Origin of the sequence: Ephemeroptericola cinctiostellae, assembly GCF_003339525.1 — a bacterium.
Classification (GTDB): domain Bacteria; phylum Pseudomonadota; class Gammaproteobacteria; order Burkholderiales; family Burkholderiaceae; genus Hydromonas; species Hydromonas cinctiostellae.
In genome coordinates, this window is record NZ_CP031124.1 from 2,471,129 (window position 1) to 2,494,510 (window position 23,382).

Sequence of the window (23,382 nt, forward strand, 5' to 3'; positions counted from 1 at the left end):
CCCATTTGATGATCTTTTGATGGCTTATGCAACAAGTTGTTAACCCACAGTTTCAAATCAGTGGGTTTCAATGGATGCCGCCACAGTAGGCTCAACAAGGTCAGCTTGCGCCAATTGAGCCAACACAGTGGTTGAGGCCGAGACCGTGTCACCAATGCTCACGCGTGGTATGGCATCCAATGGCAAATACACGTCCACACGCGAACCGAAGCGGATAAAACCATAACGCTCACCGCGCCTGGCTTGATGTCCCACGCCCACGTAGCACAAAATACGACGGGCAATCAAACCTGCAACTTGTACGCTGGTAACGGTTTGGTTGTCTTTGGTTTTAATCACCAAAGCGTTGCGTTCGTTTTGCTCTGATGCTTTGGCCAAGTCGGCATTGAAAAATTGACCTGGAAAATAATGGGCTTTCACCACTTCACCATCAACAGGCATGCGGTTTGAATGCACATTGAAAACGTTCATGAACACTGAAATTTTCAATGCATCACGATCGGCGTAAATGTCGCGGGTTTTCTCAACCACAATCACGCGGCCATCGGCGGGCGAGAGCACCGCTCCAGCTTGTTGTGGGATGTCACGTGCGGGATCACGGAAAAACTGCACAACAAAAGCGGCAATGATGTAAAACGGCAGTGCCCAACCAAAGCCACCCAAGAAATGAATCAACAATGCTAAAAACACCGCAATACCAATGAATAGCCAGCCCTCACGGGCCAAGAGTGGATGCGGATAGTTTGAGTTACCAGACATAATGTGCTCACAAAAATTGTAATAAGAATAGTCGAAACGGTGATGTGCCCATTGAAAATTCAATTTCAAACATGCATCATCACCGCCTAAGCCATCATTTTACTTCATTTTCGCAGCAATCCAAAGACTTAACTGTATGGTCTGTTTGCTGGGTTCTACGGTCGGCTCCGCAACATCCATTGCCGCGGGTGCTGCAGCAAGCATACTTTTGGCACGCATGAATTCCATGCCACCACCACCGCCGCCGCAACCACGGCTGCCCGTCATGTCAATGTGCGTGATCTGCCATGCATTCGGTTTACCCATGGCTTCAGAAATCGAGCGCAAACGCATTTGCACATCATCAAACGCTTGGCTGTACAGCTTTTGCTGGGCAGCCTTGGCCGCTTCTGGGCTGAGGAAGGTGTTCATGCCATTGATCGTCACGCCTGACTCCTGCAACAGACTGACCAAAGCGGGAACTTCGGATGGATTTTTGCTTTCCAGCAGGAAAGATTGTTCAACCGTCCAATCTTTGCTTTGCCCTTTGGGTGTATACGATTGATAGGTGTTGTAATTTTGGTTGCTGATGTCAACTTTTGGATAGTTGGCTTTGACAAGACGAATCGCTTCGGTCATTTTTTTATTCACTTCGTCAGCAGCAATGCGTTTGTCGCGGTTTTCCGCTTTATAGGACACGTTGACATTGGCTGAATCTTGCATGATGTCTTGCTGTGCTGATGCGCACAATTCAACCAATGTACCATTTTGATTGATGTTGTTGAGCGTTTGGGCATTCGCTGTGCCCGCTTGAACAAACAAACCTGCAAAAGGCAAGGCCAGTAAGCAGTTTTTTAAAATTGGGTGCATGTTTTTTTTCCTTTAATCATTGGGGTTGTTTTGTCGCAAATTGTATAGTGAAGTCCACAAAAAACCAGCGGTGTTGTTTTGCATTTTTTTGAGGCCCATGGGTCTTGCGCAGGTTATCCGTTGAGCATTTCTAAATTCAAATCATCACAAGATAGGGTTTTACTTTGATATTAACGATACAACACGATACAAAACAATGGGCAACAAAAAAGCAGGTACGCTTTGTATAGCGTACCTGCTTTTAAGGCATCAATCAACCGATTCGTTGACGACTTAAAACATCGAACTTAAAACATCATCAAGGATTTGATTAGTTTTTAGTTTGATCAACCAGTTTATTGGCTTTGATCCAAGGCATCATTGAACGCAATTGTTCACCAACTTGTTCGATCGGGTGTTGTGCTGTCAAATGACGACGTGACACCAAAGTCGGTGCACCGGCTTTGTTTTCGAGGATGAAGCTCTTCGCGTATTCACCAGTTTGGATGTCTTTCAAACATTGACGCATGGCTTTACGAGATTCTTCGTTGATCACGCGTGGACCTGTCACGTATTCACCGTATTCAGCGTTATTTGAAATCGAGTAGTTCATGTTGCCGATGCCACCTTCATAGATCAAGTCAACGATGAGTTTCAATTCGTGCAAGCATTCGAAGTAAGCCATTTCAGGCGCGTAACCCGCTTCAGTCAATGTTTCAAAGCCCATTTTCACGAGCTCAACTGCACCACCGCACAACACCGCTTGTTCGCCGAACAAGTCAGTTTCTGTTTCTTCGCGGAAAGTGGTTTCGATGATGCCCGCACGACCGCCGCCATTGGCGCAAGCGTATGACAAAGCCACATCACGGGCTGAGCCTGATTTGTCTTGATAAATCGCGACCAAATGAGGAACACCGCCACCTTGTGCGTAAGTACCGCGCACTGTGTGACCAGGTGCTTTTGGCGCAACCATGATCACGTCCAAGTCAGCGCGTGGTACGACTTGGTTGTAAATGATGTTGAAACCATGGGCGAAGGCCAATGTTGCGCCATCTTTGATGTTCGGTGCCACTTCAGTGTTGTACACGTCAGCGATTTGTTCGTCTGGCAACAACATCATGACAACGTCCGCGCCTTTAACCGCTTCAGCCACTTCTTTAACGTTCAAGCCTGCGTTAACAACTTTATTCCAAGAGGCGCCGCCTTTACGCAAGCCCACAGTGATGTTGCAACCACTTTCAGACATGTTCAACGCGTGTGCGTGACCTTGTGAGCCGTAACCGATGATGGTCACTGCTTTACCTTTGATCAAAGACAAATCACAATCTTTATCGTAAAAAACTTTCATTTTTCTTCCTTTTCCCATGATGGGTTTTTATAAAAAAATCAATCCAACTTAACAAAAAACGAGCGCTGTGTTTGGGTTTTCTGCTTTTGACTTAATTTTTTACAGGCTTTGCCCGTAAAAAACGCCTCACTTAAACCCAGCTTAAACCAGCTTAAACCCAACAAAAAGTATGTTTACTTTTTGCTGTTTAAATGCGCATCATCCGTTCACCACGCCCAATGCCCGAAGCACCTGTGCGCACAGTTTCCAAAATCAACGCACGATCAATCGATTGAATGAATGCGCTCAACTTAGCAGAATCACCCGTTAACTCGATCGTGTACGATTTTTCGGTCACATCAACGATCTGACCACGGAAAATATCCGCCACACGTTTAATTTCTTCACGGTCTTTGCCCACCGCACGCACTTTAACCATCATCAACTCGCGTTCAATGTGTGCACCATCGGTCAAGTCATTGACTTTCACCACTTCAATCAAGCGATTCAATTGCTTGGTGATTTGCTCCAACACATCATCCGAGCCCGATGTGACAATGGTCATGCGCGACAAAGACACGTCTTCGGTCGGTGCAACAGACAAGGCTTCAATGTTGTAACCACGTGCTGAAAACAAGCCGACCACGCGCGACAATGCGCCCGGTTCATTTTCGAGCAATACTGAAATAATGCGTCGCATATTACTCTCCTATCTTCATGGCTTCTTCAAGCGTTGGGTGTGCGGGGCGCAACAACATTTCGGACAAACCTTTGCCAGCCTGCACCATTGGGTATACATTTTCCGTTTGATCGGTTTGGAAATCCATGAACACCAAACGATCTTTCAAAGCCAAAGCTTCACGAATTGCACCTTCAACATCTGACTTTTTCTCAATCCGCATACCCACATGCCCAAAAGCCTCTGCGAGTTTAACGAAGTCAGGCAAGGCATCCATATAAGAATGTGAATAACGTTTTTCGTAATCCAATTCTTGCCACTGACGCACCATACCGAGGTAACGGTTGTTCAGACTCAAAACTTTAATTGGCAAATCATACTGTTTACACGTAGACAGCTCTTGGATGCACATTTGCACCGAGCCTTCGCCTGTGATGCAGCAAACTTCTGCGTCTGGGTACAGCTTTTTCACACCCATGGCGTACGGAATACCCACACCCATTGTGCCCAAGCCACCCGAGTTCACCCACTTGCGCGGATCATTGAATTTGTAAAACTGAGCAGCCCACATTTGATGCTGACCCACGTCTGAAGTGATGAATGCGTCACCATGCGTCAAGCGATGCAAGGTTTCAATCACGTATTGCGGCTTGACCAATTCGCTTTCGCGATCGTAAGCCAAACAATCAATTGATTTCCACTCGTTAATCTGCGCCCACCACTTGGCGATTTTAGTCGCATCGGCGCGTTCTTTGATTTCAGCCAGCTGTGCCAACATGTCGGTCAAAACTTCTTTGACATCGCCCACAATGGGTACATCGGCACGCACGCGTTTAGAAATGGATGATGGATCAATATCAATGTGAATGATCTTACGGTGTACCGAACCAAAGTGTTTCGGATTGCCGATCACGCGATCGTCAAAACGCGCACCAATCGCAATGATCACATCGGAATTTTGCATCGCCATATTGGCTTCGTACATGCCATGCATGCCAGGCATGCCGAGGTAGTTCGGATTATCCGCACGGCAACCACCCAAGCCCATCAAGGTGTTCACACATGGATAACCCAAAGTGTTCACAAACGCATTCAGCTCTGGGGCTGCATTCGCCAAAATCACACCACCGCCCGTATAAATGATCGGGCGCTCTGCGTTAATCAAGTATTGCAATGCTTTGCGAATTTGACCCGAATGACCTTTGGTCACTGGGTTATACGAGCGCATTTCAACGGTTTCGGGATAGTCAAACTTGCATTTCATATTGGATACATCTTTTGGGATGTCAATCAACACCGGGCCTGGACGGCCTGTGCGGGCAATATGAAATGCCTTTTTAATCGTTGTCGCCAGTTGGCGCACATCTTTAACGAGGAAATTGTGTTTCACACATGGGCGCGTGATGCCAACCGCATCCGACTCTTGAAACGCATCTTGACCAATCATGCCTGTGGGCACTTGGCCAGAAATAATCACCATCGGGATTGAATCGTAATACGCTGTCGCAATGCCTGTGACCGCATTGGTCAAACCGGGGCCGCTGGTGACCAAAGCCACACCCACCTCGTGACTGGTGCGCGCGTATGCATCCGCCGCATGGACAGCCGCCTGCTCATGACGCACAAGAATGTGCTCAATCGCATTTTGTTGGTAAATCGCATCGTAAATATAAAGTACGGAACCACCGGGATAACCAAAAATGTGTTTAACACCTTCAGCTTCCAAACTCTTAACGAGAATTTCCGAGCCTGTCATTTCATTTGACATAAGAATAGTCCTTTCAAGGTCAAATTCCAGCCTTGTCCGCAGATGCACGCTATTTTGCTGTTTGTTGCCTTGATGCACCCTGTAACAATGCACATCAAAAACACCCCCACAACAAACCCATCACGTCATCCAAATGGCCAAGGATTTTTGAGATTGATTGGATGTGAATGCAGCAATTGTGTTGCCGACTCACAAACAAGAATTAATTTTTAGAGCAAAGGATGCGGATAGCGCCCGATGTCAAAAATCACAAACCTCAACCTTACCGATTAAATCAGATAAGGTCAAGTTTTTATGCACGATGTTGTAATTTGTACTCGCTCGTATTGCTTAACACACGCTTTCACACCACTTTTTTATTAGGGCGTATTAACACTGGCTCTGTAGTCAATTGATGATATTGAGAAATATGAGTTTTTTTGACGAAGGTAAAAAAACTTTGCATTTTACATTTGAATCAATAAGTTACCTTCGATCACGTGGACAGCCCCTTGTTTGTAGCTCTCAAAATCCATCATTGAAACCCTGCGGGATAACATTTTTCGGATATCCATGAAAATTGGAGTGGCTCATTGCGGGTTTATGAAATCTAACGTAGAGCCAGTTAGGCGTCAGATGGCAGATTGATTTGCCCACCGATTTGATAGGCACGATCGTGAACCTGCTTTAACCATAAATGCCCTCTCCGTTGAGCTTAATAACTTTTTGAAGAAGGGACTCTAACTCCATTGCTTCTCGCGAACCGTCAGTAGCCTTGTTGCATGCCAGATCCATGCACTTTGAGCGAATTTTCCTCGAAAGCAAGTGAGAAACATTAAGAAGCTCTTTTGATGATGGGGCTTGACTTAGCTCGGAGGCTAGAGCGTTGTAGGCTGACAAAAATTGAGAGCTTTCAATTAGCAGCTTTATTTCATACAATGGACTCATCTAAATGGGGACCTAACATTGGGCATAATTGAATGGCAAAAAGTGTAGCTTTTTGACGGTTCAGTTGATGGAGTTGTTGGTCATAGGCATTTATTTGTCCAGCACTCGATGCACTGTTTCTCGGCTTTTTTAAACCAAAGCCAAAGAAAGCACCAGATCGTTGTGGCAAGTAACGCTCCAATAGCAAAAACAACCCACTCACCCACGCTTTTCTGAGTTTTTGTATCGTTCATGTACACGATCAGATCTGCTAATGTTTTGCCTAAACCAACAGTAAGAAAAAAAGTACAAACACAGTGAACATCAGCTGAGAAAAAGACCATAAGAATAATTTTGTTTTTGCTTTCATGCGAGCTCCATTAAGTGATTTGCCTAACGTAGGTCATACGTCAAAAAACACTGTTATTCTGTTTTCATTTCGCCGCATATCCTGATTAATAAAAACCATAACTGACTGTTTTAAAAGAAAAAACAAGCCAATTTAAGCTCTTTGTGGTTTATTATGCCTATTGACACAGGAAAAGTGTCACGCATATTCAACTCACAACATCACTCTAAGGGCATAAACTATTTCTGTCAAATACGTCACCCCTCATCCCACCCAATGATGACGACCTTTAAAAACAATTTTCAGCCTCATCCATTCATTTCAAATGACCCGTGTCGTCATTCCCGCATGAGGTTAGCGGGAATCCAGTGGGGTGCAGAGCACGCCTTAAATATTTGATTAGCAAAGGTGAAACAAATGCTTCGCCTTTGATTAAATCAATGAGTTGCCTTGATTAGCGTGAACAATCCCTAGATTAGGCTTTGTTAGGCTTTGAAGTTTGCTTTACGCTTTTCAATGAACGCCGCCATGCCTTCTTTTTGGTCGCTGGTGGCAAACAAACTGTGGAAACCACGGCGCTCAAACAACAAACCATCCGACAGCGATTGCTCTTCTGCCACGTTCACCGCTTCTTTCGCCATCAAGGCCGACAAACGACCGTAGCTTGCAATCGTGTTCGCCATTCTCATCGCGGTGTCGTTCAATTCAGCGAACGGCACGACCCGCGCCACCAAGCCTGATTGCTCGGCTTCAGCTGCGCCCATCATGCGACCCGTGAGGATCATGTCCATCGCCTTGGCTTTACCGATCGCTCGGGTCAAACGCTGCGTGCCGCCTGCACCTGGGATGATGCCAAGTTTGATTTCAGGTTGACCGAATTGCGCGTTGTCCGCTGCGACGATGGTGTCGCATGCCAATGCCAGTTCGCAGCCACCGCCGAGTGCAAAGCCTGCAACCGCTGCAATGATGGGTTTGCGAATGGTGCGAATCGTGTCCCAGTTGCGTGTGATGAAATTTTGCGTGTAGGCGGTTTCAAAATCCAAGGTTGCCATGACTTTGATGTCAGCACCTGCGGCAAAGGCTTTTTCTGAGCCGGTGATGATGATGGCGGCAATTGCGGGGTCGGCATCCAACGATGTTAATGTGGCGCCCAGCTCATCCATCAACACATCGTTCAGTGCATTGAGCTGTTGAGGGCGATTTAAGGTGATGCGCGCCACCGCACCAAAAGTTTCCAGTACAATCGTGGTTAAATTTTCCATCATTTTCCCTTTCAAATTAAAAAGTGTAACCCTTGCATTTTACGCGTAAATGACATTTTTTAAATAGATCGATGCTCATGCCAACGAACCTTCATTACTCAGTCACTCCAGTCCCCCTGCGCCATATTTTTCAAGTGCGCTTACACATCCCTTTAAACCCTGCATCAGAAACAACGGGATTGATTTTGCAATTGCCCAATTGGATCGCAGGCAGCTATATGATTCGCGATTTCGCACGACACATTGTACGCATTGGTGCAAGCGATGAACACGGAGAAGCAGTTGCGCTCACACCATTGAGTCAATACTCTTGGCAGTCGGCACCTTGTGCGGGGGCGTTGACGGTGGTGTATGAGGTGTTTGCGCATGACACGTCGGTGCGCACGGCTTTTTTGGATGGCGACGGTGGTTTTTTCAATGCCACATCTTTGTGCTTGCAAGTTCAGGGCTTGAACATGGTGGCGCATCATCTGACATTGAATGCGCCTGAAGGCAATACAAACTGGCAGGTGGCGACCACGTTACCGCGTGTGGACGGTTGTTTTTCTCATGATTTTGGTGATTTTGTCGCCGCCAATTACGATGAATTGGCGGATCACCCGATTCGTTTTGGTGAGCTGACGTGGTTGAGTTTTCACGCGCATGGTGTATTGCATGAGGTTGCTTTGGCAGGGCATCTACCTTATTTGGATGTGCCGCGTTTGTCCGCCGATGTACAACGCATTTGCGAGGCGCAATTGGCTTTGTTTGAGCCCGACCAGCCTGCACGCGCACCGTTCAAACGGTATTTATTTATGGTCGATGTGCGGGCAAGCGGCTACGGTGGCTTGGAGCATCGCGACAGCACGGCCTTATTGTGCGAGCGTGCCGATCTGCCGATGCTGGCACAATCAGAACAGCCGCGCAGCGATGCGTACATTGTGTTTCTTGGTTTATGCAGCCATGAGTATTTTCATACTTGGAATGTCAAACGCATCAAGCCTGCAACTTTTGTGTACTACGATTTTTCGCAAGTCATCGATACGTCACTGTTGTGGTTTTTTGAGGGCGTGACCAGTTATTACGATGATTTAATCATGTACCGCACGGGGCTTTTGGATGAAACGCAGTACCTGAAAAAACTTGAAAACTGCTACAACGCGGTGGTGCAGCACGATGGCGTCAACGTGCAAACGGCGCATGAGAGCGGCTGGTACGCTTGGACAAAATACTATCAAGTGTCGCCCAACACGCCCAATGCGGTGGTGAGCTACTACAGCAAAGGGGCGTTGATTGCTTTGGCGATGGATCTGTTCATCCGCGAACACAGCGCGGGACGTTTTTCACTCGACGATGTGATGCGCGATCTGTGGACATGGTTTGGCCGTGATTTTTATGCGCTGTACCCACAGGGCTTGGCACGCGGCGTAACAGAAGCAGACATCGTGGCCTCGGTGTCACATTTTGCAGGCACGGATTCACGTGATTTTTTCAATCAAGCACTGCACAGCACTGATGCTTTGCCTTTACGCGAAGCCCTTGGCAAGCTCGGCGTGACCCTGTCCGAACCGAAAAACAGTGTCGCACAGCTCGGTGCGACTTCAAAAAAAGTCGATGGCGGTTGGCAAATCCAGCGTGTCCTCAACAACAGTGCGGCACAAAATGCAGGCCTCGCGCCCGATGATGTGTTGCTGACATTTGATCGCATTCGCCTCAACGCCGCGCCCGATGATGTTCTTGCCCGAATCAATATCGGTGCACAAGTCACGGCGCATTTTCTGCGCGACGACGTGTTGCACGACACCACCCTCATCAACTCACCCGCGCCGCACGGCGTGTACGCACTAAGTTTGAGCGAAGGTCACACACAGGTATTCAATAAAACAGCATGAACAATCAACCTCACATTTACCTCGGCGTGATGTCGGGTACCAGCCTTGACGGTGCAGATGTTGTCGCACTTGAAGTCGCTGATGGCCATTTTGAAGTCATTGGTGCATTTTCCACCCCTTTTAATGAAAGCTTACGCGCGTCGTGCTTGCATTTACAAAGCGCACAGGCAGATGAAATTCATACTGCCCAGCTCGTCGCCAATCAACTGGCGGATCTGTACAGCCAAACGATCAACGCATTGATGGCCGATCTAGAACTCACGCCTGCTGAGGTTAAAGCCGTTGGCGTGCATGGTCAGACCATTCGTCACCGCCCTGAGCTGAGTTACACCGTACAACTGAATCAGCCGGCACGCATCGCGGAGCAAACGGGTTTAACCGTGGTGTCCGATTTTCGTGCTCGCGATTTGGCTGCTGGCGGTCACGGAGCGCCGCTGGTGCCTGCTTTTCACGATGCGTTGTGGCGACTGACCGACAAAAATCGAGTAGTGGTTAATATTGGCGGCTTTGCCAACATCAGCGTGCTCAATGTGCATCAAGCGACATTCGGTTTTGACACCGGCCCTGGCAATGTATTGATGGATTTATGGGTCGCCCATCACCAAGGACTTACTTATGATGCCAATGGGGCTTGGGCTGCACAGGGGCAAATCGATGCGCCATTGCTCACCCGCATGTTGGCCGATCCTTATTTTCAGCAACCCGCCCCCAAAAGCACAGGGCGAGATTATTTCAACTGGAATTGGTTAAATGACCAGTGCACCCACCATCCGAAAGTGAGTGCGATTGATGTGCAAGCCACCCTGCTCGCGTTGACGGCGCACAGCATCGCGCAAGACATCCACAAAGCCAGTCCTGAGTGTCATGACATCGTTGTCGCTGGCGGCGGTGCATTGAACCGTGCGTTGATGCTTGAACTGCAAATGCTTTGCCACTGCCCAGTCACCAACAGCGGCACTTTGGGCATTGATCCGATGCACTTGGAGGGCGCGGCCTTTGCTTGGCTGGCGTATCGCACCATGAACCATTTGAGCGGCAACTTGCCCGCCGTCACAGGCGCGCGCGGAGAGCGAATTTTGGGGCACATCACCCCAGCCTAAGCACCGCCAGTCTCGCTATTTATCCAAAAAAACAGTATAATTTCCCTTTATTTTTAATGCATTAGGAACACCCATGTCTCAAATCGTCGTCTGCGCCTTGTATAAGTTTGTTGATTTACCTCAATTTGAAGACCTGCGCCAACCCCTGCTCGACGTCATGGAAACCCATCACATTCGCGGCACGCTGTTACTCGCCAAAGAAGGCATCAATGGCACCGTCGCAGGCACACAAACAGCAATCGACGAGTTGCGTACATGGCTCAACGAACAATCAGGGCTGGACCACATCGTCTGCAAATTTTCATACCACGATGACATGCCTTTCAACCGCAGCAAAGTGAAACTGAAAAAAGAAATCGTCACCATGGGCATTGAAGGCATTGACCCGCGTCGCGTCGTTGGCACCTACGTACAACCCAAAGACTGGAATGCCCTGATTGCCGATCCAGATGTGGTTGTGGTTGACACCCGCAACGACTATGAATTTGAAATCGGCACATTCAAACGCGCCCTAAACCCGCACACTGAATCATTCCGTGAATTTCCAGCCTATGTGAAAGAACACCTTGACCCAAGCAAACACAAAAAAGTCGCCATGTTTTGCACGGGCGGTATCCGCTGCGAAAAATCAACGGCTTATTTGAAAGAGCAAGGTTTTGACGAGGTCTACCACCTGCAAGGCGGCATCCTCAAATACCTCGAAGAAGTGCCAGAAGCCGACAGCTTATGGGAAGGCGAATGTTTTGTATTCGATGAACGCGTCGCGGTCAACCACCAACTTGAAAAAGGGCAATACGACCAATGCCATGCCTGCCGCTACCCCATCACAGAAGCCGACAAAAACAGCCCCAAATTCCAGTACCAAGTCAGTTGTCCACATTGCTTTGACTCACTCGACGAAGATAAAAAAGCCCGCCTCCTCGAACGCGGCAAACAAGTCCGCCTCGCAGCTGAACGTGGCGAATCACACATTGGCGGTGATGTGAAAAAGATTGCAGCGGAACGGCATGATGCAAAAAAAGCCCAGCGGGCAGCCGATCGAGCCAAAGCGTTATAAACACAAATTAAAATGTGCATTTAAAAAACCGTTAAATCCAAAAGAGCCGCTTGATGTCAACACAAGCGGCTCTTTTGATGGTAAAACGCATGGCTTTATCCGATGTATGGTGTTCGGTTTTTTTTATCTGAGGCTCACATTTGCTCAGCCCCCACAAACCTTTATTCCAAAAAACGCAAAACAACAACTTAATAACTTTTTTCAATTAACCTGATTAACTGAACAACTGAAATCGTTAAGAAGCCCCTCCTCCTGGTGCCCCCCACAAACTGTTTAAAGTCACACCCAACACATCCATATAAGCTTGGGTTAATGTTGTCTGCCCCATAGGTGGCGGACTCAGTGACGACATCGCAACCACCAAAGCATCCACATTGGCCGCACCTAAAAACGAAGAACCCGTTATTGAACTCACCCCAACATCAGCCTGCCCACCCGTTCCAACATACCAATTTGCAACAGACACTTGATTGCTTGTACCAATGACGGAGATCTTCAAAGCATTGCCACTTTTAGCAAACCACAGCTGAGTATAATCAACATCAAAACCAAGGTAATCATTGACAGAGCCCACAGGATTATTTGCAGCCCCTACAATCGTATCGAGACCAAAATCACCATTAAATAAAAACACATCACGCTCAACACTGGAGCCAATCAAACGATCATTGCCTTGTCCACCATCAACCATCACAATGCCATAACCATTATATCCAGTGCCACTTTCACTGTATATTGTGTCATTTCCATCCCCGCCCATCACGGTTTCGCTAAAGCCAATCCCTGCATGGAGCACATCATTGCCCTCACCACCATCAATAAAGTTGTCTCCTTCATTGCCATATATGGTGTCATTTCCCAATCCACCATACACCACATCATTGCCCAAACCTGCCCTTAAGTAATCAGCCCCATCGCCACCATCCATGACATCATCACCATCACCACCATACAATGAATCCGCCCCTAGCCCCCCCATCAAGGTGTCATTGCCAGCACCTGCACTAAGGTAGTCGATGTCATCGCCACCATCCAACAGATCATCACCAGCACCACCATACAGTGAATCTCGACCCTCATCACCGTAAAGAAAGTCATTGCCTAGGCCTCCATTCAGAGAATCGTCACCTGCACCGCCATACAACACGTCTAAACCCACACCCCCAATCAAAGAATCATTGCCGTCGCCGCCCCAAATCACATCATCGCCAGAACCACCCGATAAATAATCATTGCCCTCAAAACCAAATATGGTGTCGTCGCCAGCCAAACCGCTCAATGTGTCATAGAGGGATGTACCAATCAACACAAGTCCTGTTGCCATGATAACCTCCTGAAAAGTCAAATATTCACACCCATTAAAAGCACGACACTGGATGTGATTTTACTATATCACAAAAAAATCACGAAAAAGAAGTATTTATATTTATATATAAAATCAAGAAAATAAAAATCAAACCTTCTGCACAAAACCATCGAATGCGCCTGCTAAAAAAACAATAAAATACATACAAAACAATAAATTAAGACCAGAATCAATAACAACCCACAAAAAAAATGAGCCCTCAAAAAGGGCTCACTGAAAAATCAAAAGATATAATTAACTACTTTGGTTCAATTTCAGATAAATAGATCTTTAACCACGCCAAAAATTCACTCGAAGTCCGCGCCACATTCAAACGCATGAACGTTGAAACGCCTTGATTGGGTGAAAATAACCCCCCGGGTGCAATCAACCAACCATCATTCATGGCCGCAATCGCAAGGGCATTGGTGTCCACCCCAGTATCCAGCCAAATGAACAAACCATCTTGCGTCAATGGCGGATACACCAAACCAATTTTTGGTAAATTTTCACGCAAACGGGCATGTGCATTGGCAATGCGTTGACGCAAACGTTCAAGGTGACGTCGATGCTGACCATCCGCAAGCAATCGATGAACAATCCGCTCATTCAACTCAGGGCTGACCATATTGCACAACATCTTTCGTCCCGTGATGCCTTGAATGTGCTCGGCTGGACAACACAGCACCGCGACGCGTAAATCGGCCGCCAAGCTCTTTGCAAAACCTGCGATATAAAACACCCGTTTGAATTGATCCAATGCGGCATAGCGCAATGCAGGTGCACCTTTGGCGGCACCCGCATGAAAATCACCGTAAATGTCATCCTCTAGAACATAAGCGTCGTGCTCATCCATCAAACGCAGCACTTGATAAGCCCGCGCAGGCGTCACCCCCCATGACGTCGGATTGTGCAGGACGCTGTTGGTGACATAAAGCTTTGGCTTGTCATGCTGCATGATGCGCGTCATGACTTCAATGTCAGGGCCATCTGGATCACGTGGCACGCCAATGACACGCAAACCTTGAGCACGCAAACTGCCGTACAACCAAAACCAACTGGGGTCATCAACCAACACCGCATCACCAGGTCGTAAAAAATAACGAGCGACCAAATCAATCGCGGCAGAAACCCCTTGCGTGGTCACCATGTGCTCAGGTCGTGCCGCCATGCCAATTTTGTGTAATTGCACCACCATCTGTTCACGCAAAGGCGCATATCCTTGCACATTGCCGTAATCATAAATGTGCTCATCGCATAAGCGCACCACCGCACGTGCCGCCACACCCACTCGCTCATTCTCCAACCATGATTTAGGCAACAAACCACTGCCTGGCGACCGATCTTCAGCAACATCGGAAAAGATGTGGCGCATCAGCCAAGTTGTGTCCAACGCATTGACATTGGCCTGCTCATTCAAGGCATCCGCTTTGGGCGCAGCAATTATTTTCTCACCCACCGATGAAGCCACATAGAAACCAGAACCTGCGCGCGAAGCCAAAACACCCGCAGCAACCAGTTTGTCATACGCATGGACGATCGTGAAACGGCTGACATCCAAACGCTCTGCCAGCTGACGCACCGATGGTACGCGTGCGCCTGGGGCATAAAAACGCATGTCAATGCGCTCACCCATCCATGCCACCACTTGGTCCACTTTATTCAAGCGGGCATCCAGTCCTTTGCCCATCGGATTGGTGCCACCGTGCACACCAAGAGACACCTCTTGTGTGCTGGCGATTTCGTTGTAAATTGTATCGTTGTTCATTTCAGTACAGTTCTTAAATTGTTCGAATGATTGTATCGGTACTGTACTGTATATTTGGAGTAAAGTACAGTCCACATCATACAAAAAGCAGCATACACTTTTTCACAAAACGACTCACCCAAGCGCCCACTGGACACCACCATGCACATCGCCATCCTCACCTTTGACGGCTACAATGAACTCGATTCGCTGATCGCTCTGGGCGTGCTCAACCGCAGTCGACCTGAGGGCTGGCGCATCAGCATCGCAGCCCCCACGCCCACCGTCATTTCGATGAACGGCGTGACGATTCATGCGCATGTTGATTTGGCCGAGGCCTGCACGGCTGATGCCGTCATCATTGGCAGTGGCATGAAAACCCGTGACATCATTCAAGATCCAGCCATCATGGCGCAGCTCAAAACACTTGATCCCACACGCCAACTCATTGGCGCACAGTGCTCAGGCGCATTGATTTTAGCGAAACTGGGGTTGCTCAACAACATCCCTGCCTGCACCGACACCATCACCAAACCTTGGGTCATCGAAGCGGGCATTGATGTGCTCAATCAAGCTTTTTTTGCACAAGGCCATGTGGCCACCGCAGGCGGCTGCTTCGCCTCAGCGTACTTGGGTGCATGGGTGCGATTGCGCTTAGAGGGTGAACAAGCGGCGCGTGATGTACTGCATTACCTTGCGCCTGTGGGCGAAAAAGACGACTACGTGGCGCGCGCCATGTCAAATATTTTGCCTTATGTATAAGGCGTCTTTTAAAAGACACACAAACAAAAAACACAACAAACACATAAAAAACATCAAGGAGGCGCCATGTACCACGTTCAAAACTTTCATGAATCCGACCCACAGACGTTGCGCGACCTCATCGCCGAACACCCACTGTCGACATTGATCACCCTTGACACAGAAGGCCTTAATGCCAATCTCATTCCTTTGATCTGGTTCGATGATGGCTCTGAACATGGTGCGCTGCGAGGACACGTCGCTCGCGCCAATCCATTGTGGCAACATTTCTCTAAAGACATCGACACCTTGGCGGTCTTCCAAGGACCGACGGCCTATATTTCACCGTCATGGTATGCCACCAAAGCAGAAACCCACAAAGTTGTACCGACCTACAACTACGTCACGGTGCAAGCGTATGGCACGTTGACCGTGCACGACGATGCCGCTTGGGTGTGGGCGCAAATCAATGCCCTAACCAACAGCCAAGAGGCGCGCTTTACCAATCCATGGCAAGTGAGCGATGCGCCCGAAGATTATGTGGCGCAAAACATGCGTGTGATTGTTGGCATTGAGCTGAAAATTAACCGTTTGACTGGCAAATGGAAAGTCAGCCAAAACCAACCCGCAGGCAATCAACGCACCGTTCACAGTCACCTGCAAGCAGAAGGTGACATGGCCATGGCGGCCTGCGTGCACGCACGATTCAAGGATGAAACATGAGCGACATCATTCCACTGCGCACCATCGGCTTGCTGGGCGGCATGAGCTGGGAATCATCGGCTTTGTATTATCGCGATATCAATCAACATGTGCGCAACACCCTCGGCGGCTTATATTCGGCTCCGATCGTTTTGGACAGCGTTAATTTTGCACAGATGGATGCTTGGCTTCGCATGGGAGCGTGGGAGCACATAGCACATCACTTGAGCCAGCGTGCGCAAGCACTTGAAGGTGCAGGCGCACACTGCATTGCGATCGCCACCAACACCATGCACAAAGTGTATGCGCACATCGCCGCAGCGGTCAACGTGCCAGTGCTGCACATTGCCACACCCACAATCGCCCAATTGCGCAACGCGGGCATCACACGCATCGCCTTTCTCGGCACGCGTTACAGCATGGAGCAGGATTTTTTGACCCAAGTCTATCGCACAGCGGGCGTGGATGTGCTCGTGCCCAATGCGAGTGAACGTGATGTGGTGCACCACGTGATTTTCAATGAATTGTGTCAAGGCGTCGTCAACGACACTTCACGCAAGCAGTACCAAACCATCATCGCGTCATTGGCTGCGCAAGGCGCACAAGCGGTGGTACTGGGTTGCACAGAAATCACACTATTGTTGAGTGCTGAGGATGTTAGCTTGCCGATGTTTGACACAGCGGCGTTGCATGCGCGGGCATTGGCAGATGTGGCTTTGATGCTCAATACACCTGAAGTCATTTAGTCCAACGACACGCCTTGATTTAAACAATGGTGGTTTGAGACAAACCACACCCCACGGAACAGAGCCCATCATCATGCACCTTGAAACTAAAAACGCCCTCGACACCCTCAAACTCAGCAGAGCACCATTTGCAGTCTTATTTGAGCACGGCAGTTTATCTGTCGAGATTTACAAACCCGTCGGTGAGGATTTACAGCAACCACACAGCCGCGATGAGGCTTATATCGTCATTTCTGGGCATGGCATGTTCAACAACGGTGGCACACAGCACCCATTCGTTGCAGGGGATTTTATGTTTGTGGCTGCGGGCACTGAGCATCGTTTTGAAACGTTCAGCGACGATTTTTCGACATGGGTTCTTTTTTACGGCCCAGAAGGGGGTGAGAATGCCTCACACTGAAACCAAAAGCCTTTGGCTCGGCTTTTTCGCCGTCACCTTATTTGCCTTGACTTTGCCCATGACCAAGTTGGCCATGGGTGCAAACGCCATGACAGGCGCGCATTTTGTGAATGGCCTGTCGCCATGGTTCATTGCCTTTGGGCGTGCCGCTGTGGCGGGCATATTGTCTGCCGCTTATCTGTACACACACAAAGCCGCTTGGCCAAAAGGCAAGCAGTGGTTGACCCTCATGGCCATGTCAGCGGGCAATGTGTTTGGCTTTCCGATTTTTCAAGGACTGGGGTTGCTGTACGTCTCGTCGGCACATGCGGCGGTGTTCAATGGCCTGTTGCCGCTGTTGACGGCGGTGATGTCGGCCTTCTTATTTCGACAAAAGCCATCACGGGCTTTTTGGCTGTGTGCGGTGTTGGGTGGGATGATGGTGATTGCATTTTCTTTGGTGCGCACGGGTTCACTCAGTTTGCACTGGGGTGATATTTTGATTTTTATCGCGGTGTTTTTTTGTGCCGCAGGTTATGCTTTTGGTGCCAAACTGTCTTTGGAAATGCCCGCACCACAAGCCTTGTGTTGGATGCTGGTGTTGTCTTTGCCCATGACGCTACCCGCCAGTGCGCTGACTTTTCCAAGTGAGTCAGTGAGCACGACGGCTTGGCTGGGCTTTTTCTATTTGTCCTCCGTGTCCATGTGGTTTGGCATGATGGTGTGGTACTACGCATTGAATCTCGGTGGCGCGGTGCGGGTGTCGCAGGTGCAATTGCTGCAAGTTTTTTTATCCATATTATTTGCGGTGCCATTGCTCGGTGAACCACTGGATGGACTGACCATTGGCTTCGCTTTGGCCGTTGTGGCAGTGGCTTATGTCGGTAAAAAAATGCCCACACAAACCCAACCCACCAAAACCTCGCTCAAAACAGGAGGCCTTTAATGACAACACAGCAGCAACGCACCATGCCACGGGTGGTTTGGGGGCTGTCTTTGGGGCAAGCCTTGCTCATCACGGGCAATATTTTATTGGTCTCCGTATCTGCTTTGATCGGTAAACAGTTGGCACCAGATGCGGCATGGATCACACTACCTGTTGCACTTCAGTTTTTGGGCTTGATGGGGGTGACCTTACCAGCGGCCCATTTGGTGCGGCGTGTTGGCCGTAAAAAAGTATTTTTAATTGGCAATCTGACGGGCGTATTGGGCGCCGCCGTTGCCTATTGGGCTTTGCTTCATATGCAATTCACATGGTTTTGTGCGGGTACTTTTTTGCTGGGCATGGCGATTGGCGTGGGGCAACAGTACCGCTTTGCCGCCGTCGAAAATGCAGGGTCCGGTCAACAGGCCAACGCGGTCAGTTTGGTCATGGCAGGCGGGGTTTTAGCGGCCATTTTGGGGCCCAACTTGGCCATTTGGGCAAAAAATGACGCAGCGGGACAACAGTACCTCACTGCCTTTTTGATCTTATTGGGTTTGTATGCATTGACTTTGGTTGTGGTTGCGCTGTTGCCGATTAAAACCCCCAGTGTGTCGGAGCAAACAGGTGACGTGCGCTCGTATGTGGAGCTGTTTAAACAGCCCTTGTTAAGCGCTGCGATCGTCTCGGGCACCATTGGCTATGCGGTCATGGTATTGATCATGACCGCCACACCGTTGGCCATGATGACCGCCAACTTTGAGTTCTCACACTCGGCGCATGTCATTCAATGGCATGTGTTGGGCATGTTTGTGCCGTCATTTTTCACGGGCAAACTGATCGCACGTTATGGCGAACGCACGATCATTTTGATCGGCTGCATGTTGCTGTTGGCGTGCCAAGGTGTGAACCAAATGGGTCACAGCTACATGCATTTCACAACGGCCTTAATCGCCTTGGGTGTGGGCTGGAATTTCACATTCATCGGTGCAACCACATTATTGACCCGAACCTATCGCCCCGCTGAAAAAGCCAAGGTACAAGGCATCAATGATTTTCTGATCTTCTCTTTTTCTGCGTTGGCCAGTTTATGTGCAGGTTATTGGCAGAACACCTTGGGTTGGGCTGTGCTGAATGCGCTGATGATGCCAGCCACATTAATCGCCATGGTCTTGCTGTATCGTGGTTTTAAGCTGGAATCAAAGCAGGTCGCTTAATCACCCGACACATCACACATTTTTTATAAAAACAGAACGAGAGAACACACATGACCGCTTGGTTTCATTTCACTTTGGCCAGTTTATCAGCCTTGCTCATTTTCGCATTCGTGTCATCCATCACGCCAGGACCGAATAATTTGATGTTGCTGTATTCGGGCGCACGCTTTGGTTTCAACCGCAGCTTGCCACACTTACTGGGGGTCAGTCTGGGTTTTGGTTTTATGCTGGCCTTGTGCTGTTTGGGTGTGGCAGCGGTGTTTTGGCAAATTCCTCATGCACAAGATGCTTTAAAAATTGCAGGCTGCGCATACATGCTGTGGCTTGCTTATAAACTATGGAAACATGGTGCCTTGCCCACGAATGGCGAATTACCCGATTCAAAAAACAAAGGCGCAGCCAAGCCTTTCACTTTCATGCAAGCTGCATTGTTTCAATATGTCAATCCAAAAGCATGGGTGATGGGCTTGACCGTGCCCGCAGCGTATTTGCCCAACGATGGGTCTATTTTGGTCAACACCTTGGTTGCCACCGTGTTTTTCACCGCCATTAACTTGGTGTGTTGCGGTACATGGGTGCAAGGGGGCGTGACGCTACAAAAACTCATGCATAAACCCAAATTGGCACAATGGATCAATTGGATCATTGTGGCCATGACGGTGTACTGTGCCGCTGCGGTGTGGCTCTAACCTCACTTTAACGAAAGGTGGCTAGGTCTGGTGGCGACATTGAATCATTTGAATCATTTAACAGAACGATGTCAATTGACTTGCGCCATCCAACAGGCCCATTCATCGTCCTTTCACCATCGTAAAAAAAGCGTATCCTATCTTCACCATTTGAACTAAAAATTACCATTGATTCACCAAAACCCCATCAGAGACCACCATGAACTCAAACTACATCCAACACATCAATGAAACCCTCGAACACATCCGCGCCGATGGTTTTGAAAAACCTGAGCGTGTCATTGCCACACCACAAAGCGCGCATGTGCGCCTCGCAGACGGTCGGGAAGTGCTTAATTTCTGCGCCAACAACTACCTTGGTTTGGCCGACGACGCCCGCTTGATTGCCGCAGCCAAACAAGGAATGGACGATTACGGCTATGGCTGCGCTTCAGTGCGCTTCATTTGCGGCACACAATCCATTCATAAGCAACTTGAAGCAGCCATTTCAAAACATTTAAGCACAGAAGAGACCATTTTGTACTCAAGTTGCTTTGATGCCAACGGCGGCGTGTTTGAAACGCTATTGGGCGAGCAAGATGCCGTGATTTCGGATGAGCTCAATCACGCTTCGATCATCGATGGTGTCCGTCTGTGCAAAGCCGCACGTTATCGTTATAAAAACAATGACTTGGCGGATTTAGAAGTGCAGCTCAAGGCCGCTCAAGCCGCAGGCGCGCGCTTCACATTGGTCGTCACCGACGGCGTGTTCTCGATGGACGGCACAATCGCCAATTTGCAAGGCATTGCGGCATTGACCACACAATACGGTGCGCTGCTGATGGTCGATGATTCACACGCCGTGGGCTTCATCGGCGCAGCGGGTGCAGGCACGCCTGAACACTGCGGCGTATCGGACAAAGTTGACATTTACACGGGCACGCTCGGTAAAGCCCTTGGTGGCGCATCAGGCGGCTACGTCTCAGCCAAAGCGCCGATTGTGCAGCTGTTGCGCCAACGTTCACGCCCGTATTTATTTTCAAATTCACTGGTGCCCGCGATTGCCGCAGCGAGCTTAAAAGTGCTGGGTATTTTAGGTTCAGACGAAGGCGCAGCCCTGCGCGCGCAACTCAAACGCAATGCGGAACAATTTCGCACCGCCATGACCGCTGCGGGCTTCGAACTTCTGCCAGGTGAGCACCCGATCATCCCCGTCATGCTCGGCGATGCCAAACTGGCCGCGGACATGGCGGCCGAGCTGCTCAATGAAGGCGTGTATGTGATTGGCTTTTCTTTCCCTGTTGTGCCCAAAGGCCGAGCACGGATTCGCACGCAGATGTCGGCGGCGCACACACACGAGGATGTGAAAAAGGCGGTTGATGCGTTCATTAAAATAGGACAAAAACTGGGGGTGATTCAACATTGACCGACCCCGTTTAGAAAACAGCTTTATGCCCAACATTCAAACCATCATTCGCCACGCCACAGCAAAGGATGCAGCTGCCATCAGCTCGCTCATCCTCAGTGTTGCCCATTTTTTTACACTTCACCCACAAGGGCATGGGGCGGAGGTGTTTTTAAACAACCTTCAACCCGATGCGATCCTTAAACTGATTGAGGCCGATCATTTTTTATACTGTGTGGCTCATGTGGATGGTGTGCTGGCGGGTGCGGCGGCGATGAAGGACAACGCCCACCTGTATCACCTGTTTGTTTCACCCGCCTTTCAAAAAAAAGGCATTGCCAGACAACTGTGGCAACACATGCAGCAAACCGCCACTCAACAAGGCAACCAAGGGGTATTTACAGTCAATTCAACACCTTACGCTCAATCGATGTATGAACATTTTGGCTTTTGTGCAACAGCACCACGGGTTCAAATGAAAGGCATTGCTTTTATCCCCATGTCGTTGAATTTGCATGCTTTAATCAACCATTGAGCACTTTTTTAGAAAACCGCCCATGAATTTACCTCTGAATGCTTTGTTATTGATTCTTCTTGGCGCGCTGTGCCATGCCACTTGGAACGTCTACTCCAAACGCGCAGCGACCAAAGACGTTTCACCGACAGCGTTCATTTGGGCAGGCAATGTGGTGAGTTTAATTGTTTTTGCCCCTTTGGCTGTGCACAGCCTGTGGCATGATGCGCACACATGGTCGCCATGGGTGTGGTGTTTGATCACACTGTCCGCAACATTGCATCAGCTGTACTCGGTTTTACTGCAACAGGGCTATCGTCATGCGGATTATGGTGTGGTGTATCCATTGGCTCGGGGCTCGGGTGCACTGTTCGCCAGTTTATTGGCCATTGTGCTGCTGTCCGAGTGGCCTCAGGCGCGTCAATGGCTGGGGTTGGGGCTGATCATCACAGGAATTTTTGTGGTGGCGGGGATGCGCTCCTTGCTACAAGCCATGAGCCAACCCACAAAAGATGCACGTTTGTTCAGCGGTTTGCGTTACGGCGTGGCCATTGGTGGCTTGATCGCTTTGTATACCGTGGTGGATGGTTTTGCGGTCAAACGCTTGGCTTTACCTGCTTTGACCTACTATTGGAGTGGCATTTTGGTGCGCACGCTGTTGATCAGCCCGTGGGCTTTGCGGCATCCGAAGGGGCTGTCTTTATGGCGGCACATCATCGCGCTCACATGGGCAGCCCCTTATCGCCGCAGCATTGTCGTCGTTGGCCTCCTTTCGCCGCTGGCGTATTGGCTGGCTTTGCTCGCGGCACAACGTGCACCCGTGTCGTTCGTCGCCCCATTGCGCGAGGTCTCGATGCTGTTTGCCATGCTGTTGGGGGCTTGGCTGCTGAAAGAGAAACAACCCATGAGCCGCATTATTGGTGCATTACTGATGGTGGCGGGCATTTCTTTTTTAATTTAAAAATCAAGGCCCACCCCATCAATACCATTACCTTATTTTAATGAAACACCACAAATTAAACCCTTACACCCTGATCGGCCTACACCCTTCACCCAATGGCCAAAAAACCAAATAAAAAATTGACAACGT

21 protein-coding genes are annotated in these 23,382 nt (G+C 49.1%); 13 read left to right on the forward strand and 8 right to left on the reverse strand.

The genetic code is table 11. The features are described from left to right. Positions 1-57: 57 nt before the first annotated feature. The 6 genes from DTO96_RS11235 to DTO96_RS11270 all read right to left on the reverse strand — a co-directional run bounded on the left by DTO96_RS11235 (position 58) and on the right by DTO96_RS11270 (position 7,881). A complete protein-coding gene (locus tag DTO96_RS11235; RefSeq protein WP_114564040.1) occupies positions 58-759 on the reverse strand; it encodes a phosphatidylserine decarboxylase in 702 nt (233 codons plus the stop codon). Positions 760-858: 99 nt separating this feature from the next. Then, the gene (locus tag DTO96_RS11240; RefSeq protein WP_114563579.1) at positions 859-1,608 is read right to left on the reverse strand and encodes an SIMPL domain-containing protein; all 750 of its coding nucleotides are present in this window, start codon (positions 1,606-1,608) and stop codon (positions 859-861) included. 310 nt (positions 1,609-1,918) lie between these two features. Beyond that, positions 1,919-2,935, reverse strand: a complete 1,017-nt coding sequence (gene ilvC, locus DTO96_RS11245) for a ketol-acid reductoisomerase (RefSeq protein ID WP_114563580.1) — start codon at positions 2,933-2,935, stop codon at positions 1,919-1,921. A gap of 187 nt (positions 2,936-3,122) precedes the next feature. After that, positions 3,123-3,614: an acetolactate synthase small subunit gene (ilvN, locus tag DTO96_RS11250; RefSeq protein ID WP_114563581.1), complete on the reverse strand. Its 492-nt coding sequence runs from the start codon at positions 3,612-3,614 to the stop codon at positions 3,123-3,125. A 1-nt stretch (position 3,615) separates the two neighbouring features. Continuing rightward, a complete protein-coding gene (locus DTO96_RS11255) occupies positions 3,616-5,361 on the reverse strand; it encodes an acetolactate synthase 3 catalytic subunit (RefSeq protein WP_114563582.1) in 1,746 nt (581 codons plus the stop codon). A 1,740-nt stretch (positions 5,362-7,101) separates the two neighbouring features. After that, positions 7,102-7,881, reverse strand: a complete 780-nt coding sequence (locus DTO96_RS11270; RefSeq protein WP_114563585.1) for an enoyl-CoA hydratase — start codon at positions 7,879-7,881, stop codon at positions 7,102-7,104. 74 nt (positions 7,882-7,955) lie between these two features. On the opposite strand from DTO96_RS11270, the gene DTO96_RS11275 reads away from it, so the two are divergent. From DTO96_RS11275 to trhO, 3 genes are all read left to right on the forward strand, one after another. Beyond that, the gene (locus DTO96_RS11275) at positions 7,956-9,749 is read left to right on the forward strand and encodes a M61 family metallopeptidase (protein ID WP_192878990.1); all 1,794 of its coding nucleotides are present in this window, start codon (positions 7,956-7,958) and stop codon (positions 9,747-9,749) included. Further along, on the forward strand, positions 9,746-10,849 hold the full coding sequence (locus DTO96_RS11280) for an anhydro-N-acetylmuramic acid kinase (RefSeq protein WP_114563587.1): 1,104 nt from the start codon (positions 9,746-9,748) through the stop codon (positions 10,847-10,849). Before DTO96_RS11275 ends, DTO96_RS11280 begins: the two co-directional genes overlap by 4 nt. A 73-nt stretch (positions 10,850-10,922) precedes the next feature. Next, a complete protein-coding gene (gene trhO / locus DTO96_RS11285; protein ID WP_114563588.1) occupies positions 10,923-11,906 on the forward strand; it encodes an oxygen-dependent tRNA uridine(34) hydroxylase TrhO in 984 nt (327 codons plus the stop codon). A gap of 235 nt (positions 11,907-12,141) precedes the next feature. Here trhO and DTO96_RS11290 read toward each other — a convergent pair whose 3' ends face one another. Further along, positions 12,142-13,230, reverse strand: coding sequence for a calcium-binding protein (locus DTO96_RS11290; protein WP_114563589.1), 1,089 nt, complete (start codon positions 13,228-13,230; stop codon positions 12,142-12,144). A gap of 280 nt (positions 13,231-13,510) precedes the next feature. Next, on the reverse strand, positions 13,511-15,019 hold the full coding sequence (locus tag DTO96_RS11295) for an aminotransferase-like domain-containing protein (protein ID WP_114563590.1): 1,509 nt from the start codon (positions 15,017-15,019) through the stop codon (positions 13,511-13,513). 141 nt (positions 15,020-15,160) lie between these two features. On the opposite strand from DTO96_RS11295, the gene DTO96_RS11300 reads away from it, so the two are divergent. From DTO96_RS11300 to DTO96_RS11345, 10 genes are all read left to right on the forward strand, one after another. After that, positions 15,161-15,760, forward strand: a complete 600-nt coding sequence (locus DTO96_RS11300) for a DJ-1/PfpI family protein (protein WP_114563591.1) — start codon at positions 15,161-15,163, stop codon at positions 15,758-15,760. A 66-nt stretch (positions 15,761-15,826) separates the two neighbouring features. Then, entirely contained in the window at positions 15,827-16,462 is a 636-nt protein-coding gene (locus DTO96_RS11305) for an FMN-binding negative transcriptional regulator (RefSeq protein WP_114563592.1), read from the forward strand. Further along, positions 16,459-17,187 carry an aspartate/glutamate racemase family protein gene (locus DTO96_RS11310; protein WP_225972502.1) on the forward strand — a complete coding sequence of 243 codons (729 nt, stop codon included), beginning with the start codon at positions 16,459-16,461 and terminating at the stop codon, positions 17,185-17,187. The genes DTO96_RS11305 and DTO96_RS11310 overlap by 4 nt, the downstream gene beginning before the upstream one ends. A 73-nt stretch (positions 17,188-17,260) precedes the next feature. After that, the gene (locus tag DTO96_RS11315) at positions 17,261-17,587 is read left to right on the forward strand and encodes a cupin domain-containing protein (RefSeq protein ID WP_114563593.1); all 327 of its coding nucleotides are present in this window, start codon (positions 17,261-17,263) and stop codon (positions 17,585-17,587) included. Beyond that, positions 17,574-18,512, forward strand: a complete 939-nt coding sequence (locus DTO96_RS11320) for a DMT family transporter (protein WP_114563594.1) — start codon at positions 17,574-17,576, stop codon at positions 18,510-18,512. Before DTO96_RS11315 ends, DTO96_RS11320 begins: the two co-directional genes overlap by 14 nt. Further along, complete coding sequence (locus tag DTO96_RS11325) at positions 18,512-19,705, forward strand: MFS transporter (RefSeq protein ID WP_225972503.1); 1,194 nt, start codon at positions 18,512-18,514, stop codon at positions 19,703-19,705. Before DTO96_RS11320 ends, DTO96_RS11325 begins: the two co-directional genes overlap by 1 nt. 50 nt (positions 19,706-19,755) lie before the next feature. After that, on the forward strand, positions 19,756-20,394 hold the full coding sequence (locus tag DTO96_RS11330; protein ID WP_114563595.1) for a LysE family translocator: 639 nt from the start codon (positions 19,756-19,758) through the stop codon (positions 20,392-20,394). 199 nt (positions 20,395-20,593) lie between these two features. Further along, entirely contained in the window at positions 20,594-21,799 is a 1,206-nt protein-coding gene (locus DTO96_RS11335; protein WP_114563596.1) for a glycine C-acetyltransferase, read from the forward strand. Positions 21,800-21,824: 25 nt separating this feature from the next. Next, positions 21,825-22,313, forward strand: coding sequence for a GNAT family N-acetyltransferase (locus tag DTO96_RS11340; RefSeq protein ID WP_114563597.1), 489 nt, complete (start codon positions 21,825-21,827; stop codon positions 22,311-22,313). A 22-nt stretch (positions 22,314-22,335) separates the two neighbouring features. After that, entirely contained in the window at positions 22,336-23,253 is a 918-nt protein-coding gene (locus DTO96_RS11345) for an EamA family transporter (protein WP_114563598.1), read from the forward strand. Positions 23,254-23,382: the final 129 nt, after the last annotated feature.

Excerpts from the sequence above, each read along its gene's own strand:
- ilvC (WP_114563580.1), bottom strand. The coding sequence starts at position 2,935 with ATGAAAGTTTTTTACGATAAAGATTGTGATTTGTCTTTGATCAAAGGT.
- DTO96_RS11310 (WP_225972502.1), top strand. The coding sequence starts at position 16,459 with ATGAGCGACATCATTCCACTGCGCACCATCGGCTTGCTGGGCGGCATG.
- DTO96_RS11235 (WP_114564040.1), bottom strand. The coding sequence starts at position 759 with ATGTCTGGTAACTCAAACTATCCGCATCCACTCTTGGCCCGTGAGGGC.
- DTO96_RS11325 (WP_225972503.1), top strand. The coding sequence starts at position 18,512 with ATGACAACACAGCAGCAACGCACCATGCCACGGGTGGTTTGGGGGCTG.
- DTO96_RS11255 (WP_114563582.1), bottom strand. The coding sequence starts at position 5,361 with ATGTCAAATGAAATGACAGGCTCGGAAATTCTCGTTAAGAGTTTGGAA.
- ilvN (WP_114563581.1), bottom strand. The coding sequence starts at position 3,614 with ATGCGACGCATTATTTCAGTATTGCTCGAAAATGAACCGGGCGCATTG.
- DTO96_RS11275 (WP_192878990.1), top strand. The coding sequence starts at position 7,956 with ATGCCAACGAACCTTCATTACTCAGTCACTCCAGTCCCCCTGCGCCAT.
- DTO96_RS11340 (WP_114563597.1), top strand. The coding sequence starts at position 21,825 with ATGCCCAACATTCAAACCATCATTCGCCACGCCACAGCAAAGGATGCA.
- DTO96_RS11300 (WP_114563591.1), top strand. The coding sequence starts at position 15,161 with ATGCACATCGCCATCCTCACCTTTGACGGCTACAATGAACTCGATTCG.
- DTO96_RS11315 (WP_114563593.1), top strand. The coding sequence starts at position 17,261 with ATGCACCTTGAAACTAAAAACGCCCTCGACACCCTCAAACTCAGCAGA.
- DTO96_RS11305 (WP_114563592.1), top strand. The coding sequence starts at position 15,827 with ATGTACCACGTTCAAAACTTTCATGAATCCGACCCACAGACGTTGCGC.
- DTO96_RS11240 (WP_114563579.1), bottom strand. The coding sequence starts at position 1,608 with ATGCACCCAATTTTAAAAAACTGCTTACTGGCCTTGCCTTTTGCAGGT.
- DTO96_RS11320 (WP_114563594.1), top strand. The coding sequence starts at position 17,574 with ATGCCTCACACTGAAACCAAAAGCCTTTGGCTCGGCTTTTTCGCCGTC.
- DTO96_RS11295 (WP_114563590.1), bottom strand. The coding sequence starts at position 15,019 with ATGAACAACGATACAATTTACAACGAAATCGCCAGCACACAAGAGGTG.
- DTO96_RS11345 (WP_114563598.1), top strand. The coding sequence starts at position 22,336 with ATGAATTTACCTCTGAATGCTTTGTTATTGATTCTTCTTGGCGCGCTG.
- DTO96_RS11330 (WP_114563595.1), top strand. The coding sequence starts at position 19,756 with ATGACCGCTTGGTTTCATTTCACTTTGGCCAGTTTATCAGCCTTGCTC.
- trhO (WP_114563588.1), top strand. The coding sequence starts at position 10,923 with ATGTCTCAAATCGTCGTCTGCGCCTTGTATAAGTTTGTTGATTTACCT.
- DTO96_RS11335 (WP_114563596.1), top strand. The coding sequence starts at position 20,594 with ATGAACTCAAACTACATCCAACACATCAATGAAACCCTCGAACACATC.
- DTO96_RS11270 (WP_114563585.1), bottom strand. The coding sequence starts at position 7,881 with ATGATGGAAAATTTAACCACGATTGTACTGGAAACTTTTGGTGCGGTG.
- DTO96_RS11290 (WP_114563589.1), bottom strand. The coding sequence starts at position 13,230 with ATGGCAACAGGACTTGTGTTGATTGGTACATCCCTCTATGACACATTG.
- DTO96_RS11280 (WP_114563587.1), top strand. The coding sequence starts at position 9,746 with ATGAACAATCAACCTCACATTTACCTCGGCGTGATGTCGGGTACCAGC.